General features: G+C 72.7%; 18 protein-coding genes and 1 pseudogene. 11 read left to right on the forward strand and 8 right to left on the reverse strand.

Translation table 11 applies throughout. The features are described from left to right. Positions 1-2 precede the first annotated feature (2 nt). From AC1QRC_RS01325 to AC1QRC_RS01345, 5 genes and pseudogenes are all read left to right on the forward strand, one after another. Positions 3-1,594, forward strand: a pseudogene (locus AC1QRC_RS01325) (circularly permuted type 2 ATP-grasp protein). Beyond that, complete coding sequence (locus AC1QRC_RS01330) at positions 1,588-1,905, forward strand: alpha-E domain-containing protein (protein ID WP_484205065.1); 318 nt, start codon at positions 1,588-1,590, stop codon at positions 1,903-1,905. The pseudogene AC1QRC_RS01325 and the gene AC1QRC_RS01330 overlap by 7 nt, the downstream one beginning before the upstream one ends. Next, positions 1,824-2,516 carry an alpha-E domain-containing protein gene (locus AC1QRC_RS01335; RefSeq protein ID WP_484205066.1) on the forward strand — a complete coding sequence of 231 codons (693 nt, stop codon included), beginning with the start codon at positions 1,824-1,826 and terminating at the stop codon, positions 2,514-2,516. The genes AC1QRC_RS01330 and AC1QRC_RS01335 overlap by 82 nt, the downstream gene beginning before the upstream one ends. Position 2,517: 1 nt before the next feature. Beyond that, a complete protein-coding gene (locus AC1QRC_RS01340; protein WP_484205067.1) occupies positions 2,518-3,165 on the forward strand; it encodes a transglutaminase family protein in 648 nt (215 codons plus the stop codon). Between the two features lie 64 nt (positions 3,166-3,229). After that, entirely contained in the window at positions 3,230-3,361 is a 132-nt protein-coding gene (locus tag AC1QRC_RS01345) for a hypothetical protein (protein WP_484205068.1), read from the forward strand. A 6-nt stretch (positions 3,362-3,367) separates the two neighbouring features. Here the strand turns inward: AC1QRC_RS01345 and AC1QRC_RS01350 are convergent, their stop codons facing one another. Beyond that, a complete protein-coding gene (locus AC1QRC_RS01350) occupies positions 3,368-3,781 on the reverse strand; it encodes a transglutaminase-like domain-containing protein (protein ID WP_484205069.1) in 414 nt (137 codons plus the stop codon). A gap of 448 nt (positions 3,782-4,229) precedes the next feature. On the opposite strand from AC1QRC_RS01350, the gene AC1QRC_RS01355 reads away from it, so the two are divergent. The 3 genes from AC1QRC_RS01355 (at position 4,230) to AC1QRC_RS01365 (ending at position 6,703) form a co-directional block, all read left to right on the forward strand. Beyond that, entirely contained in the window at positions 4,230-5,210 is a 981-nt protein-coding gene (locus AC1QRC_RS01355; RefSeq protein WP_484205070.1) for an NAD(P)H-quinone oxidoreductase, read from the forward strand. Positions 5,211-5,274: 64 nt separating this feature from the next. After that, complete coding sequence (locus tag AC1QRC_RS01360; RefSeq protein WP_484205071.1) at positions 5,275-6,048, forward strand: lysostaphin resistance A-like protein; 774 nt, start codon at positions 5,275-5,277, stop codon at positions 6,046-6,048. Between the two features lie 37 nt (positions 6,049-6,085). Further along, a complete protein-coding gene (locus AC1QRC_RS01365) occupies positions 6,086-6,703 on the forward strand; it encodes a bacterial proteasome activator family protein (RefSeq protein WP_484205072.1) in 618 nt (205 codons plus the stop codon). A 157-nt stretch (positions 6,704-6,860) separates the two neighbouring features. On the opposite strand, the gene AC1QRC_RS01370 is transcribed toward AC1QRC_RS01365, so the two are convergent. The 4 genes from AC1QRC_RS01370 to AC1QRC_RS01385 are packed head-to-tail and all read right to left on the reverse strand — an operon-like array spanning position 6,861 to position 9,287. Then, positions 6,861-7,889 carry a hypothetical protein gene (locus tag AC1QRC_RS01370; RefSeq protein WP_484205073.1) on the reverse strand — a complete coding sequence of 343 codons (1,029 nt, stop codon included), beginning with the start codon at positions 7,887-7,889 and terminating at the stop codon, positions 6,861-6,863. Positions 7,890-7,947: 58 nt separating this feature from the next. Continuing rightward, positions 7,948-8,217, reverse strand: coding sequence for a hypothetical protein (locus AC1QRC_RS01375; protein ID WP_484205074.1), 270 nt, complete (start codon positions 8,215-8,217; stop codon positions 7,948-7,950). Continuing rightward, entirely contained in the window at positions 8,198-8,491 is a 294-nt protein-coding gene (locus tag AC1QRC_RS01380) for an NUDIX hydrolase (RefSeq protein ID WP_484205075.1), read from the reverse strand. The genes AC1QRC_RS01375 and AC1QRC_RS01380 overlap by 20 nt, the downstream gene beginning before the upstream one ends. Beyond that, positions 8,484-9,287: a hypothetical protein gene (locus AC1QRC_RS01385; RefSeq protein ID WP_484205076.1), complete on the reverse strand. Its 804-nt coding sequence runs from the start codon at positions 9,285-9,287 to the stop codon at positions 8,484-8,486. Before AC1QRC_RS01385 ends, AC1QRC_RS01380 begins: the two co-directional genes overlap by 8 nt. Positions 9,288-9,351: 64 nt before the next feature. Here AC1QRC_RS01385 and AC1QRC_RS01390 point away from each other — a divergent pair, with 64 nt between their 5' ends. After that, positions 9,352-10,155 (forward strand): glyoxalase superfamily protein, encoded by an 804-nt coding sequence (locus AC1QRC_RS01390; RefSeq protein ID WP_484205077.1) that lies wholly within the window; start codon positions 9,352-9,354, stop codon positions 10,153-10,155. A gap of 7 nt (positions 10,156-10,162) precedes the next feature. Here AC1QRC_RS01390 and AC1QRC_RS01395 read toward each other — a convergent pair whose 3' ends face one another. After that, positions 10,163-11,827 (reverse strand): FAD-binding dehydrogenase, encoded by a 1,665-nt coding sequence (locus tag AC1QRC_RS01395; protein WP_484205078.1) that lies wholly within the window; start codon positions 11,825-11,827, stop codon positions 10,163-10,165. Between the two features lie 88 nt (positions 11,828-11,915). On the opposite strand from AC1QRC_RS01395, the gene AC1QRC_RS01400 reads away from it, so the two are divergent. Next, positions 11,916-13,634: a metallophosphoesterase family protein gene (locus AC1QRC_RS01400; RefSeq protein WP_484205079.1), complete on the forward strand. Its 1,719-nt coding sequence runs from the start codon at positions 11,916-11,918 to the stop codon at positions 13,632-13,634. Between the two features lie 299 nt (positions 13,635-13,933). On the opposite strand, the gene thpR is transcribed toward AC1QRC_RS01400, so the two are convergent. Further along, complete coding sequence (gene thpR / locus AC1QRC_RS01405) at positions 13,934-14,518, reverse strand: RNA 2',3'-cyclic phosphodiesterase (protein WP_484205080.1); 585 nt, start codon at positions 14,516-14,518, stop codon at positions 13,934-13,936. A 33-nt stretch (positions 14,519-14,551) separates the two neighbouring features. Beyond that, complete coding sequence (locus tag AC1QRC_RS01410) at positions 14,552-14,857, reverse strand: hypothetical protein (RefSeq protein WP_484205081.1); 306 nt, start codon at positions 14,855-14,857, stop codon at positions 14,552-14,554. A gap of 202 nt (positions 14,858-15,059) precedes the next feature. On the opposite strand from AC1QRC_RS01410, the gene AC1QRC_RS01415 reads away from it, so the two are divergent. After that, the gene (locus AC1QRC_RS01415) at positions 15,060-16,064 is read left to right on the forward strand and encodes a DsbA family protein (protein ID WP_484205082.1); all 1,005 of its coding nucleotides are present in this window, start codon (positions 15,060-15,062) and stop codon (positions 16,062-16,064) included. The last annotated feature ends 12 nt before the right edge of the window (positions 16,065-16,076 follow it).

Consider the following 16,076-nt stretch of genomic DNA (forward strand, 5'->3'; position numbering starts at 1 on the left):
CCATGACCGGCCTCTTCGACGACTACCCCATCCCGGCCGGGGTCCATGACGAGATGTTCGCCACGGACGGCGAGGACTTCCGCGAGGCCTACGGGCACCTGGCCCGGATGCTGGACCGGGTCGGCCCGGACGAGATCGCCCAGCGTGCCGAGTACCTCTCCAGCACCTACCGGGACCAGGGCATCACGTTCGACATCGGCGGCGAGGAACGCCCCTTCCCGCTCGACATCGTGCCGCGGGTCATCGAGGCTCGCGCCTGGGCGCGGGTCGAGGAGGGCGTGGCCCAGCGGGTGACCGCGCTCGAGCGGTTCCTGGACGACGTGTACGGCGCCGGGACCGCGTTCGCCGACGGGGTGCTGCCCAAGCACGTCGTCACCTCCTCCAGCCACTTCCACCGGGTCGCCTTCGGGATCCGGCCGCTGAACGGGGTGCGCATCCACGTCTCCGGGCATCGACCTGATCCGGGACGCCGACGGCGCCTTCCGGGTGCTCGAGGACAACGTGCGCATCCCCTCCGGGGTCTCCTACGTGCTCACCAACCGCAGGGCGATGTCCTCGGTGGCCCCCGAGATCGTCGGGGCGCACCGGATCCGCCCGGTCGCCGGCTACCCCCAACGGCTGCTGGCCGCGCTGCGCGCCTCGGCCCCCGGCGGCGTGGCCGACCCCACGGTCGTGGTGCTCTCCCCGGGGCCCTACAACTCGGCATACTTCGAGCACTCGCTGCTGGCCCGCCTGATGGGGTGCCGGCTGGTCGAGGGCCGTGACCTGGTCAGCCAGGCCGGGCGGGTGATGATCCGCACCACGCACGGGCTGCACCCGGTGCACGTGATCTACCGGAGGGTGGACGACGACTTCCTCGACCCGGTGCACTTCCGCAGCGACTCCGTGCTCGGCGTGCCGGGGCTGACCAACGCGGTGCGGGCCGGCAACGTCACGGTGGCCAACGCCATCGGCAACGGGGTGGCCGACGACAAGCTCGTCTACACCTACCTGCCCGACCTGATCCGCTACTACCTGTCGGAGGAGCCGATCCTGCCCAACGTGGACACGTGGCGGTTGGAGGATGCCGACCACCGCGAGGAGGTCATGGACCGGCTGGACGAGCTGGTGCTCAAACCGGTCGACGGGTCGGGCGGCAAGGGCATCGTGATCGGTCCCCGCGCGGACCGGGCCGAGCTGGACGAGCTCCGGGCCACGATCACCACCGACCCGCGGGGCTGGATCGCCCAGCCGGTCGTGCAGCTGTCCACCGTGCCCACCATGGTGCCGGACGGCATGCGCCCGCGGCACGTGGACCTGCGTCCCTTCGCGATCAACGACGGCAGCCGGGTGTGGGTCCTGCCGGGCGGGCTGACCCGGGTCGCCCTCGGGCGAGGGCGAGCTGATCGTCAACTCCAGCCGGGGCGGTGGCTCCAAGGACACCTGGGTGCTGGCCGGCGACGGCCGGCGCCGCCGCGTCGAGGCGCGGCCCCGGCCCGCGGAGCAGGAGGCCGAGCCCCAGGTGCGGCTGCAGCACTCCGAGGCCGAGCCGGCCGAGCAACAGCAGCAGCAACAGCAACAGCAGCAACAGCAGGGAGGTGGACGGTCATGCTGAGTCGCATCGCGGAGGCGCTCTACTGGATCGGGCGCTACCTGGAGCGGGCCGAGGACACCGCCCGCCTGCTGGACGTGCACGTCCAGCTGCTGCTGGAAGACCCGGTCGTCGACGAGGAGGGCACCTCCGCCGCCCTGCTGTCGGTGATGGGCGCCGAGGCCGACGGGCGAGACCGACATCCAGTCTGTGATGCGGGTGCTCGGCTGGGACAGCAGCCTCGGCCTCCTCCATGGTCGCGGCCTTCTGGGGTGCCCGCGAGAGCTGCCGCCGGTCCCGGGAGACCGTCTCCACCGAGATGTGGGAGGCGCTGAACACCACGTGGAACGTCATCAGCGGCGGCAAGCTGCAGCGCTACCGCCCCCACCAGGCCTGCCAGTTGATCCGGGAGCGGTGCGCCGTCATCAACGGCATCGCCGACAGCACGATGAGCCACGACCAGGGCTGGCTGTTCATGGTCCTGGGTCGCAACATCGAACGGGTCGACATGACCGCCCGGATGATCGAGTCGGCCGCCTACAACGTGGACTCCCCGCACGCGTGGACCCAGACGTTGCGGGCCTGCGGCGCGCACCACGCGTTCGTGCGCACCTACAGCGGCGCCGAGTCCGACCGGGACAGCGCCGAGTTCCTGCTGCTGGACCGGCTCTTCCCGCGGTCGGTGGTGTTCTCCCTCGACCAGGCCGAGAGCTGCCTGACCAGCCTCGACGTCGGCGAGCGACGGGCCGGCTTCACCGGCGAGGCGATGCGGGTGCTCGGCCGCGCCCGTGCCGAGTTGGAGTACACCCCGCTGCAGGAGATCCTCACCGACCTCCCCGCCCGGATGACCCAGCTGCAGCGGACCTGCAGCGCGGCCAACGACGCCATCGCCCGGCGCTACTTCGAGGGCGCCAACCCGATCACCTGGCACGCGGGGGTGCGTTGAGATGATGTTGCGCATCGTGCACCGCACCGGCTACCAGTACGAGGGTGGCGGCGCGAGCTCCTCCTACAACGAGGCCCGGATGACGCCGCGGTCCACCCTCGACCAGCAGGTGCTGCACACCCGGGTGGAGATCTCCCCGGCCGCGTGGACGCTCACCTACACCGACTACTGGGGCACCAGCGTCACCGCCTTCGAGGTCCACGACCGGCACGAGCGGCTGACCGTGACCTCCTCGGCCACGGTGGACGTGCAGCGCGCTCCCGCCCGCGGCGAGGGGCTGTCGTGGGCCGACCTGCGCTCGGACGACGTCCGGACCACGCAGCGGGAGTACCTCCAGGTGTCGGACCCGGTCCGCCCGCCCGAGGACCTGCTGGAGCACGTCCAGCATCTGGCGGCCGCCGCGGCCACCCCGGCCGACTGCGTCGCCTCGGTGATCGACCACATCCATGAGGAGATCAAGTACGTGCCCGGTGCCACCGGGGTCCACACCCGCGCGGCGGAGGCCTGGCGCAGCCGCGCCGGCGTCTGCCAGGACATCTCCAACCTGACGATCGGGTGCCTGCGCTCGGTCGGGCATCCCCACCTGCTACGTCTCGGGCTACCTGCTGCCGCCGACGGACCCGCAGATCGGCGACACCCACAAGGGTGAGTCGCACGCGTGGATCCGGTGGTGGGACGGCAGTTGGATCGGCGCCGACCCGACCAACGACGTGGTGCCCGGGGAGCGGCACGTCGAGGTCGCCCAGGGCCGGGAGTACGGCGACGTGCCGCCGCTGCGCGGCATCTTCACCGGCACCGGGACCTCCTCGATGTTCGTCGAGGTGGAGCTCACCCGGCTCAGCTGAGGCGGCTCAGCCGATCCGCACCAGCGCGGCGGGGTCCTCCCGGGGCAGGTCGCCGGCGGCGACCGCGGTCACCGTGAGCTCGCCGAAGTCGACCCCGCCGGTGTGGACCGTGAAGAACGAGGTGTCGGCGGCGTCGGCTCCCGTGCCGATCCGCACCAGGGAGGCGCGCGGTGCCAGGCGGGTCGCGTCGACGACGTGCCAGGCGCCGTCCACGTGCGCCTCGACGACCGCGTGGAAGTCCATCGGGTCCAGCCCCGGCGCGTAGACCGACACCAGCCGCGCCGGCACCCCCCGGGCCCGGAGCAGCGCGATGGTCAGGTGCGCGTAGTCGCGGCAAACCCCGGCCCGCGCCAGGTAGGTGTCCGAGGCGCCGTCGGTCACCCGGGACGAGCCGACGATGTAGCTGAGATGCCCGTTCACCCAGTCGGTGACCCTCCGCAGCAGGTCCGACCCCCTCCAGCCCACCGAAGAGCGCCCCGGCGGTCGCCTCCAGACGGTCCAGATCGGCATACCGGCTCGGTCGGAGGAACCGCACGCGCTCGTATGCCGCACGGTCGCCCCCGTCCGTCTCGTCCGCACCCGCGCCGGCCGCCCCGCCGGAGGTGGCGGTCGCCCGGTAGTCCACGCTCAGCGCCCCCGGGGCCACGTCCCGCAGCAGGTGCAGCCGGGTGCCCTCCTCGCCCTGCAGCTCCTCGGGCTCCAGTGCGCGCCCGTCGAGGGTGACCGTCAACCGTTCGTCGGCAGGTTCGGCCGACCGGGCGACCGCGACGGACAGCACGATCTCGCTGGGGTCGGTGACGGTGGCAGTGATCCGGGCCGAGACGGTGCGGTGCATGCGCTCCATCCTGTCAGCCGTAGGGTCGGGACCATGCAGGCCATCACCCTCCCCGAGTACGGGGGACCCGACGCGCTGGTCCCCGCCGAGGTCGAGGCGCCCACGGCGGGCCCCGGCGAGCTGCTGATCGACGTCGCCGCGGCGGGGGTGAACCGTGCGGACGTGCTGCAACGCCAGGGCCACTACCGGGTCCCGGACGGCGCGTCGCCGCTGCCCGGCCTGGAGGTCAGCGGGAGGGTCGCCGCGCTGGGTGAGGGGGTGGACGGCTGGGGCGTCGGGGACCCGGTCTGTGCGCTGCTCACCGGCGGCGGGTATGCCGAGCAGGTCGCCGTGCCCGCGGGGCAGGTGCTCCCCGTGCCGGACGGCATCGAGTTGCGCGACGCTGCCGCCCTGCCCGAGGTCGTGTGCACCGTGTGGAGCAACGTCTTCCTCGTCGCGAACCTGCAGCCCGAGGAGGTGCTCCTGGTGCACGGCGGCTCCAGCGGCATCGGCACGATGGCGATCCAGCTGGCGCGGGAGGTCGGCGCCAGGGTGGCCGTCACGGCGGGCAGCCCGGAGAAGCTCGCGGCCTGCACCGAGCTGGGCGCGCAGATCGCGATCAACTACCGGGAGCAGGACTTCGTCGAGGAGCTGCGCGCGGCCACCGACGGGCACGGGGCCGACGTCATCCTGGACGTCGTCGGCGCCAAGTACCTGCACCGCAACGTCGACGCGCTCGCCACCAGCGGTCGGCTCGTGATCATCGGGATGCAGGGGGGCACCAAGGCCGAGCTCAACATCGGGAAGCTGCTGGCCAAGCGGGGCGCCGTGATCGCCACGACGCTGCGCAACCGCCCGGCGCAGGAGAAGGCCACGATCGTGGCCGCCGTCCGCGAGCACGTGTGGCCGCTGGTCGCCCAGGGCCGGGTCCGGCCGATCATCCACGAACGGTTCCCGCTGGCCCGCGCTGCCGACGCGCACCGGCTGATGGAGGAGAGCAGCCACATCGGCAAGATCCTGCTCGACGTCTCGTGACGGCCTCTCCCCCGACCTCTCCCCGGCCTCCCGGCGGCCGCCGCTGCCGGTCCGGGTGCTGGTCATGCTCCTGGGGACGGGCCTGGTGTGGGGCCTGGTGCTGGGCGTGAACTCCGCCCTGTTCGCCGGCGAGCTGACGATTCCGGCGCGCCTGGTCAACGCCGCCCTGGTCTGCGGCCTGGCCGTCCCCCTCGTGCTGCTCGCCCGGCGGCACCTGGACCGTCGGACCTCGGCCGGGCTCGGGCTCACCGGCCCTCCCGCGGCGTGGCGCCAGTTCCTCACCGGTGTCGGCGCGTTCCTGCTCCCCTCCGCCGTGGGCCTCGGCGCGGCCGTCGCCACCGGGTGGGTCAGCTTCCGGGCGGAGGCGCCGGCCGCCCAACTGCTGGGCTGGACGGCGCTGCTCGTCGTCCTGGTCCTGACCTACGAGGCGCTGCCGGAGGAGTTGGTGTTCCGCGGGTATCTGCAGCGGAACCTGACGACCGTGCTGGCGCCCTGGCAGGCGGCGATCGCCCAGGCCGTGCTGTTCTCCCTGTTCGGCACCGCACTCTGGGTCGTCGCCGAGGGGTGGGGCGTCCTCGCCGAGCGGGGCATCATCTTCCTCGCCGCGGGCATCGGCCTGGGCATGCTGCGGGTCCAGGCCGGCAACCTATGGACCCCGATCGGGTTCCACCTGGCCTTCCAGGTCGTGGCCCAGATGCTGCTCGGCCCGCAGGTCAGCACGGACAACGAGTCCGGGGTGCTCCTGGCCGGGATACTCACCGCCTTCGTCCTCGGCCCCTCCCTGGTCGCCCGGTTGGACCGCCGCGCGGTGAACTGGAGTCGGGCCGAGCCGGAGTAGGCCCGCGCCGGTCCGCACGATCCGGCAGGATGGGGGAATGACTGATCGACCGGAGCAGCAGGACGGGCCGGAGCAGCAGGACGGGCCGGAGCAGCAGGACGGGCCGGAGCAGCAGACCGAGGCCGGGCACGGGGACGTGGGGTCTCCCGTCCCCGCGGCGGACGGGGACGGCGAGGGTCGGCGCAGTCCCCGGGACCTGGTGGAGCAGCCCGCCAAGGTGATGCGGCTGGGCACGATGATCAAGCAGCTGCTGGACGAGGTGAAGAGCGCGCCGCTGGACGAGGCGGGCCGACAGCGGCTGGCCGAGATCCACCGGCGCTCCATCACCGAGCTCGAGCAGGGGCTGTCCTCGGAGCTGGTCGAGGAGCTCGAGCGGATCACCCTGCCGCTGTCCTCGGAGGCGCCGAGCGAGGCGGAGCTGCGCATCGCCCAGGCCCAGTTGGTCGGCTGGCTGGAGGGACTGTTCCACGGTATCCAGACCGCGATCGTCGCCCAGCAGATGGCCGCCCAGCAGCAACTGCAGCAGATGCGGCGGGCGCTACCGGGCGGCCAGCAGATGGTGCCCGGCCAGACCGTGCCCGGCCAGGCCTTCCCGGGCGTGCCGGGAGGCCAGCGTGGGGAGGAAGACTCCGGACCGACGGGGCAGTACCTCTAGGGGGAGGTACTCGCGGTGCACAGGACAATCTGTCGCGCCCCGAACGTCGGGACACCCACTGTGCTACTCCGATGGTCACTATGCGTCGGTCCGGACAGTCGCAGAGTGACCATCTCGGTAGCAGAGTCGCCACGTCAGTAGCAGAGTCACCCCGGACCTACTCGAAGAGGACGTACTCCGGCTGCGGGTCGAGGCCGAGGACCTCCTCGCCGGTCATCAGCGGACCGAACTCGCCGTCCTCCTCGTAGAACAGCTTGAAGCCGGCGACCACGTGGTCCGGCTTGTTCTCGTTCACCCGGTCGTAGGTGTCGATCTTGTCCTTGGGCGGGCCGATGCCGTCGACCGACTTGATCAGGACGACCCCGTCGTGGGGCTGCAGGTCCTGCTCGTCCTGCACCACGGAGGTGTGGACCTGGTGGTAGACCATCACCTTCTCGGGCAGGTCGTGCTCCTCGACGATGTCGGAGAGGTACGACGCGACCTCGTCGAGCTCCGCGCCGCTGGTGCGGCCGTACACCTCGCCCGGGACCTGTCCCTCGCCGACGGCCCACTCCGGGTCGAGGGCCACGCCGACGTCCGGCTCCTCCAGCCACTTCTCCCAGTGCTGCACCTCGTCCATGAAGGTGGACCGGCCCGGCTGGATGTTGAGCAGCAGGATCCCGTCGTGCCGGCGGGCGGCGTCCAGGTAGTCCTGCACGACCTCGTCGGACATGTGGGTCCGGTAGGTCCCGTCCGCCCCCGGCGTGCCGTGCACGACGGTGGCGATGAGCTCCAGCACCGGCATCACCTCACGGTCGTCGGCGAACTCCGCGCCGCGCTCCTCCATCTCCTCGACCCGCTCGTCCAGGTCGCCGATGCCCAGGCGTCCCAGCCCCTCGGACCCCGGAGCCCCGGAGTACCCGAACAGTCGGTACTCCGGGAAGAACTCGGTGCCGCCACGGGGCAGTTCGAGCGCCCCCTCGGGCTCGCCGTCCTCCCCGCCCGTGGGATCCGGCCCGTCGGTCGTGGCTCCCGCGCCGTCGGTGGTCCCCGCGTCGTCGACCGGCGCCTGCGACGTCGCCGACCCGTCCTCGCCCGGCGAGCCGTCGCTGCAGCCGGCGAGCACCAACCCCGTGGCCAGCGCCATGCCCATCACGCGGCGCAGCCCGGTGCGGCCGTGCCCTGTCCGTGGTTCCCCGTGTCTCACCCAGCCAGGGTAACCACGCCGCCGGCCGGGCAACGAGCCGGCGGCAGCGGGCGTCGCCTCAGTCGGCGGGCCGCCCGGGGTCGCCCGAGCTGCCCAGCATCGTGCCCTCCCTGCGCGGCGCTGCCGCGGTTGCGACCAGGCGCAGGATCTGGCGGGTCTCCAGGTCAGCGCTGCGCAGCTGCTCGGGGGCGCACCAGCGGGCGCGGCGAGCCTCGTGCGCGAGCCGCAGCTCCGGGCGGGTGTCGAGTCGGACCCGGAAGATCACGTCGACGCTCTGGGAGCGCGGGTGGACCCCCGTGACCAGCGGCTCACCGGGGTCGATGACCAAGCCCGACCTCCTCGCGGACCTCCCGGGCCACGGCCTGGGCCGGTGTCTCACCCCGGTCCAGCAGCCCGCCGGGCAGGCTCCACCCGCGGCGGTGCGGCTGGGACAGGAAGAGCACCTCGCCCGCGTGCTCCAGCACACAGACCGCGCCGATGGTGTAGTTCGGGGTGCCGGTGCGGACCAGGGCCCGCTTCAGCCGCCCGGGCAGCACGCGGAACAGCGACAGGGCCGCCGTGCCGGCCTTGCGGCGCGCCGTCGCCAGATCCACCTCAGGCACCGGCGAGCGAGTCCAGCACCATCCCGGTGTCCGCCTGCCCGAAGTAGTCCTTGACCAGCACGTTGAGCTCGGGGACGAGCCACACCTGCGGCGTGAACGTCTCCCCGGTGACGCCGCAGGTCACCCGCCACGTCTCATAGGTCGCGGCCAGCCCGCCCAGCTCGGTCTCCGTCGTGGTCAACGGGGCGCCCTCGGCGTCGGTGACCGTCAGGTTCGGCTCCTCGTCCTCGGGGTCGGCCTCCTGGTCGAACGGGCACAGCAGCGGCTCGGCGTCCCAGCGCCAGCCTTCGGCCTGGCCCGGCTCGTAGGCCTGGCCCGCACCTCCCGGCAGCCAGTCCCCGCCGACCGCGACCAGGACCCCCGCGCAATCGTCCACGGCCGGCACGGCATACGAGGGGGTGAGGCACCACCGGTGCGGGGCGACCTGCCCCGCGACCGGCTCCACGGCCTCCGCGTCCCCAAGGTCCTGCACCGCCCAGCCGCCCGGCACCAGCACGGACACGGTGCTCAGCACCGCCTCCTCCTGCCCCGCCGTCGTCGGGGCGACGTCACCACCCGGCACCGGCAGGGTCGTGGCCACCGGGTCGACCGGACCGTCCGCGGTCACCGGCGCACCCTCGTCCGGCTCGGGGGTCTGGGTGGGTTCGTCGGTGGCGGTGACGACGACGGTGTTGCCGGCCTGGTCGGTCGTGGTCACCGTGGTCACCGACCCGTTGTCGCTGCACGCAGCCACCCACACCACGGTGGCCAACGCCCCCGCGGCGAGGATCGCCCGGAGGGGCCAGCCGCGTGCCATGGAGGTCAGCCAACCACATCCGTCGCCGGACGGCGCCCCGACGGGTCGGCGCGGGAGACAATGGATGATGCCGACCACACCGGAGCCGACCGAGGCCGTCCCCGTGCTGCGCGTCCTCGACGCCGACCTGGCAGTGCCGTTCTACCGCGACTACCTGGGCTTCCGGCAGGACTGGGAGCACCGGTTCGCGCCCGACCTACCGCGCTACACCCAGCTGTCACGGGGCGCTGCCCGGGTGCACCTGAGCGAGCACCGGGGAGACGGCACGCCCGGCGGCGCGGTGCTCCTGGTCATCCCGGACCTCCGGGCGCTGCACACCGAGCTGCGGGGCAGGGACGGGGCCACCCCCGGGGTGGAGCAGGAGGAGTGGGGCCCGACCCTGACCGTGCACGACCCGTCCGGCAACCGGGTGACCTTCCACCAGCCGCCTGACGCCACCTCGGCCGCGGCGCCGATCCGGCACCGGCTCGAGCTCCCCTGCTCCGCAGCGCACGCCTTCGGGGTGTTCACCGGACGGATCGGACGCTGGTGGGACCCCGCCTACAGCCCCGACCCGGACGGGTTCACCGGGGCCGATATCGAGCCATGGGTCGGTGGGCGGGTCACCATGACATCCGCGTCGGCGGAGCCGTTCCCGTGGGGCACGGTGACGGTGTGGGAGCCGGGGCGGGAGTACGCCCAGACCTTCACCCTGGCTCAGGACCCCGAGCACCCGAGCGCCCTGCGCGTCCGGTTCCAGCCCACCCTCGACGGGTGCGTCGTCGAGTTCGAGCACGGCGGCTGGACGCCCGACAACGTCGCCGTCCGGGAGAAGTTCGGCGACTGGCCGCACCTGCTGGGGCGCTTCGCCGCGTTGGTCCGCGGATAGACGGCGCTCACCTCACGGAAGTCGCTGCGGCCCGTCCCGCGGCCCTCCCCGAGAAGAGGCAGCCGCCGAGGAAGGTGCCCTCCAGGGAGTTGTAGCCGTGCACCCCACCGCCGCCGAACCCGGCGACCTCACCCGCGGCATACAGGCCGGGCACCGGCGCACCGTCGGCCCCGAGCGCCCGCGACTCCAGGTCGGTCTGGATCCCGCCGAGCGTCTTGCGGGTGAGTGTGCGCAGCCGCACCGCGATGAGCGGGCCGTTGGCGGGGTCCAGGAAGGCGTGTGGCGGGGCGGTGCGGATCAGCTTGTCGCCCCGGTAGGCCCGTGCCGCCCGGACGGCCGCGATCTGGGCATCCTTGCCGAAGTCGTTGGCCAGCTCCCGGTCCCTGGCCTCAAGCAGGCCCTGCAGGCTGCCGGCATCGATCCGGTCCCCGCCGGCGAGCGCGTTCATCGCCGCGGCCAGCTCGGGCACCGTCTCGGCCTGCACGAAGTCCTCGCCGTCGTCCAGGAAGCGCTGCACCGGCCCCGGCGCCCCCTTGCGCACCCTGCCGAGGACCTGCTTCACACTCTTGCCGGTGAGGTCCGGGTTCTGCTCGGACCCGGAGAGCGCGAACTCCTTCTCGATCACCTTCTGGGTCAGCACGAACCAGGAGTGGTCATGCCCGGTCCCGCGCAGGTGGGCGAGGGTCCCGAGCGTGTCGAACCCCGGGTAGCACGGGGCGGGCAACCGGTGACCGTCCGCGTCCAGCCACAGCGAGGACGGGCCGGGCAGGATCCGTATGCCGTGTCCCGGCCAGACGGGGCTGTGGTTGGCGATGCCCTCGGTGTAGTGCCACATCCGGTCCCGGTTGACGATGCGGGCTCCCGCGGCCTCGCTGAGCGGCAGCATCGAGCCGTCCACGAACGCCGGGACGCCGACCACCAGGTCCTCCGGCGGGGCTCCCAGTCGCTGCGGCCAGTACTCCCGGATGAGGTCCAGGTTGGCCCCCACCCCGCCCGAGGTCACGACCACCGCACCGGCCGACAGCTCGAAGTCACCGACGCTGCTGCGGGTGCTCGACACCGCGCGACCGACCCCGTCCTCGGCCAGCCGCTGCCCCCGGACCCCGGTGACCGCGCCGTCCGTGGTCACCAACCCGGTCACCTTGTGCCGCCCCAGCACGGTCAGCAGACCGTCGTGCTGGGCCGCACGGCACCGCGCCTCGAACGGTGCGACCACCCCCGGGCCGGTGCCCCAGGTGATGTGGAACCGCGGCACCGAGTTGCCGTGACCGGTCGCGGTGCCGTCCCCGCGTTCGGCCCACCCGACGACGGGGAAGAACCGCACCCCCAGTCCGTGCAACCAGGCGCGCTTCTCGCCCGCGGCCCACTCGACATACGCCCTCGCCCAGCGGGCCCCCCACGTGTCCTCCGCGTGCGGACCGTCCAGCCGGTCGAACCCGGCGCTGCCCGACCAGTCCTGCCAGGCCAGCTCCAGACTGTCCCGGATTCCCATCCGGCGCTGCTCCGGGCTGTCGACCAGGAAGAGCCCACCGAAGGACCACCAGGCCTGCCCCCCGAGGTGCTCGGCGGACTCCTGGTCGACCAGCACCACCCGGCGTCCCGCCTCGACCAGCTCGGCGGTCGCCACGAGCCCGGCCAGGCCGGCCCCCACCACGATCACGTCAGCGTCCATGCCTCTCCTGTCATCGAGTGCCCTCCTCGGTCCAGCGGCCCCACTACCCGCTCCGGGTGCCAGAGGGTCCGCTTAGGATCGCAGGGCGATGTCCGATGTGGAAGCCCCCGGGGCTGATCAGCCGTCCCGGCAGAGGAGCCGTGCGCGCCTCCGCCGGGGGCTGCGTCACGCCGTGACGGTGCTGGTGCTCGCGGTGGTCGGCTACGTCGGCGGCCTAGCCACCACGAGCCTGTGGCCCATCACGGTGCAGACGGAGCACTTCGAGGCCTCCGTGCGGATCTCCCCCTCCTGGTCCAACAACTCCACGATCCACGTGCCGACCGTGTTCGGCGATATCGACCTGGCGTTCGCCGGCCCGACCCCGGCGCCCGGCATCGAGGCCCGGGTGCAGGTGCGGGAGGAGATCACCGAGCTGTTCACCGGCGGCGCCGTCGACGTCGAGCAGCTCACCCCCGACCAGGCCGAGCTGCGCACGGTGATGGTCGACGGCCTGACCGAGCTGGGGTGGAAGTTCGTCGGCGGGGTGCTGGGCACCAACCTGGTCCTGGTGGGGTTGTGGTTCCTGGGCCGGCCGCGTCGGGACAGCCACTCCTGGTGGCGCCCCGCCGAGGCCGTGGCCGGCGCCGTGATCGTGGCAACCCTGGTGCCGGGCGTCGGGTCGGTGCTGACCTACCGGGAGAGCAACTACGCCGCCTTCACCACGACGTCGCTGCTCTCGACCGTGCGCGGCAGCAGCGGCATGTTCACCGACATCCAGGGCCAGGCCCGGCAGGCCACCCCGTACGTGCAGAACCTGCTCGCGCTCTCCGACGCGCTGCACCAGGAGTTCGTCAACCCCGACGCGTTCCAGCCCCCGGCCGCCCGGTTCCTGCTGGTCTCCGACATCCACGGGATGAACTACTACGCCCTGATGGAGCGGATCATCGCCGACGAGGAGATCACCGCCGTCATCGACACCGGCGACCTGGTGAACTTCGGCCGCACCCGCGAGGGGGAGATGGCCGGGATCTTCTCGGCCATCGAGGACCTCGGGGTCCCCTACATCTTCGTGCGGGGCAACCACGACGCCACCAGCCCCACCGACGAAGGGGTGCTGCGGCGGATGGCCGAGATCCCCAACGTGGTCCTGCTGGAGCCGACGGCGGGCTCGTATGTCGAGGCGCGCGTCAACGGGGTCCGCATCACCGGGTTCAACGACTGGCGGTTCTTCGGCGAGGTGAACGACGACTTCCGGGCGCAGGCCCGCGCGGCCGCCGAGGCCTACGCCGAGGGCACCACCGGGTGGCCGCTCCCGGACATCCTGGCCACCCACCAGCCGACCCCGCTGAACAGCCTGGACAGCGGTGGGGTCAAGATCAACGGCCACATGCACACCGCCTCGCTGAGCGGCAACCAGATCACCGTGGGCTCGTTCACCGGGGGCGGCCTGGTCAACCACTTCCAGGTCCCCCAGGACGAGGACGAGGAGACGGCCGGCGAGCTGGTCGGTGTCCCCTACGCCTTCGACATCCTCAGCTTCGGCGAGGACTGCCAGATGCAGACCCTGACCCGCTACGTCTACCGCAACCTCGTCTCCGGCCGGCCGCAGTTCGACAACGTCAGCGTGCTCAACGGGGAGCAGATCGCCGCCGACCCCGACGACGACGCCGCGCCCCGCACCTGCTCCCCCGACGTGCCGCTCGAGACCGTCCCGATCGTGCCCGTCTCCGAGGACAGCGACGACGGCGGCGACAACGGGGACGGCGACGGCGCCCGCGACGACGGCAGCGACAACGACGGCGGCGCCGGCGACGACGCGGAGGGTTAGCCCAGGCCTAGTGCGGGAGCGGCTCGGCCTGTCGCTCGCCCTCGTCGAGGTGACGTTGGGGAGACGGTATGCCGTCCGCCACCTCCTCCGGGGTCAGTGGGCCGGGCTCATCGGGGCCAGTGCGCCGGCCCACGGGCTGGGTGGTCGCGACGCGGCCGGCCCGTCTGTGTCGGTGGCTAAGACTCGCGTGGAGGATGAAGGGGCCTATAACCCCCTTCATCCTCCACGCGAGCTGTTCCGGGGTGTGGCGGGCGCGATTGTTGAGGGGTGTGGAGGGGAGGAGGGTGACCGGTGCTGGGTTAGCCCTGCCGCGCCGCGCCGACGCGGAAGCGCCATCGCACCTCATACCGCGGCGATCCGGCGGCGCCCTGCCCGAGGTGCGAGGCGATGAGCACGACCTCCGCCACCCGGAACCGCGGGCCGCGGTAGGCATCCAGGGACTGCACCCACCGGCCGGCCGCGCGCCTCCTGGGGGAGCGGGCCACCGTGACGTGCGGGGTGAACCGCTGGCCGTCGACCTCGGCGCCCGCGTGATTGGCGTGGTCGCGCAGGGCCCGGGACCACGCCCGCAACTCGGCGGCGGCGTCCTCCTCGGGCACTCCGATCCACATCACCTTCGCCGCACCGGGGTCGGGGAAGGCACCCGCTCCACCGAACGACATACCGATCGGTTGTTGCCGTTGTGCCCACGCGGTCACGGAGTCGGCCAGCGGGTCCTCACGGTGGTCGGGGAGGTCGGGCAGGAAGGCGAGGGTCAGGTGCAGGTGCTCTTGCCTGGTCCACCGCCAGTCCCTGCCGGTGTCGGCGTCCCGGCGGGGTTGCAGGTGAGCCAGGAGGTCCTCGTGCACCGGTGGCGGCGGTAGCACGGCGAAGAAGGCCCGCATCCCCCCATCGTGCCTGCTCCGTCGGACGGTGGCCTACTGCTCGTGCAGATTGGTCGGCGGCAGGTGGCCCTTCTCGATAGCGGCGGCCACGTCCCGGATCGCCTGGCCGCTCTCGCTCCACCGGCCCGCGGGCTCCTCCCAGACCGGAGTCCAGCCGCGGCGGGCCTCGATCGTCCAGTGCTGGCCGAAGAGGACCCGCCCCAGGATCGCGAACGGCAGCACCACCAGCACGAGCAGGAATTCCAGACCCGCCACGACCAGGAGGATCAGCAGCGGTATCGACAGGATCAACAGGATCAGGCCGACCACCATGCTGATGGGGTCGTCACCCAGGGGCATGTCGGGAAGCTTGTCCAACACACCCTTGATTCGTCGGCGCCACGGGACCCACCGTCTCGTCACTCGCCAGGTCTGTCCCCCAGGGTCCTTCACCTTCACGGGAAGCACCGTACCCGAACCTCTCGAGTGAACCCGAGGTTCCCCACAGGTGGCGGCCGAGGGCGAGGCCGGCCGGCGATCGGCCCGACGTAGGGTGGGGCGGGTGAGCACCCCTCCGGGTCAGGTGCCGCCGGGGCGGGACGACCCGGCGGGCCCGCAGCCCCCCGAGTCGACGTCCGCGCTGCCGCCCGAGGCCCCGGCACAGCCGCCTGCACCGCCCAAGGGCCAGGCGGCGAGCATCATGTGGGCGGTCGCCACGATCGTGGTGGCCCTGGTCGGCGGCTTCCTGATCTACACCGCGATCACCCACGACGGGGCAGACACGGCCGGCACGGAAGGGCCCGCGGCCACCGACGACGCGGGCGCGGGCGACGACGCGGGGCCGGGCGACGACGCGGGGGCGGGCGACGACGCCGGGGCGACTGACGCCAGCAGCCCGACGAGCGGGCCCACGGACGAGGACGGGGATGAGGCCGGGCGCACCGCCGCGGCGCCGGAGGAGGCCCCGTCGTCCGGTCCTGCGGAGATGACCGAGGAGCAGAAGCAGTTCGTCCTGGCGCTGCAGCGGCGCGAGGCGGACGACCCGATGGCCGTGGGCGAGGTCGACGCCCCGGTCGTGATCATCGAGTACGCCGACTACCGGTGCCCGTTCTGCGCGGTCTGGGGGCGCGACATCCAGCCCGAGCTCCAGCACTACGTGGACGACGGCACGGTCCGCATCGAGTTCCGCGACCGCATCCTGTTCGGCGAGGAGTCGGAGGCGACGGCGCTGGCAGCCCGCGCCGCGGGCGAGCAGGGGATGTACTGGGAGTACCACGACGCCGTGTTCGCCGCCGCCCCCACCAGCGGGCACCCGGACATGCCGCGGGAGAAGCTGATCGGCTTCGCCGAGGAGATCGGGATTCCCGACGTGGCGCAGTTCGAGCAGGACCTGGACTCCCCGGAGCTGCGCGCGGCGATGGAGGCCGACCAGGCCGAGGGATCCTCGCTGGGGATCAACTCCACCCCGACCTTCCTGGTCAACACCACCCCGCTGGTCGGGGCGCAGCCGGCCCAGGTCTTCGACCAGGTGATCCGGCAGGAACTGGCCGCCGACGACGCCGGCTGAGGCCACCGCACG

The organism is Ornithinicoccus sp. (genome assembly GCF_057176825.1).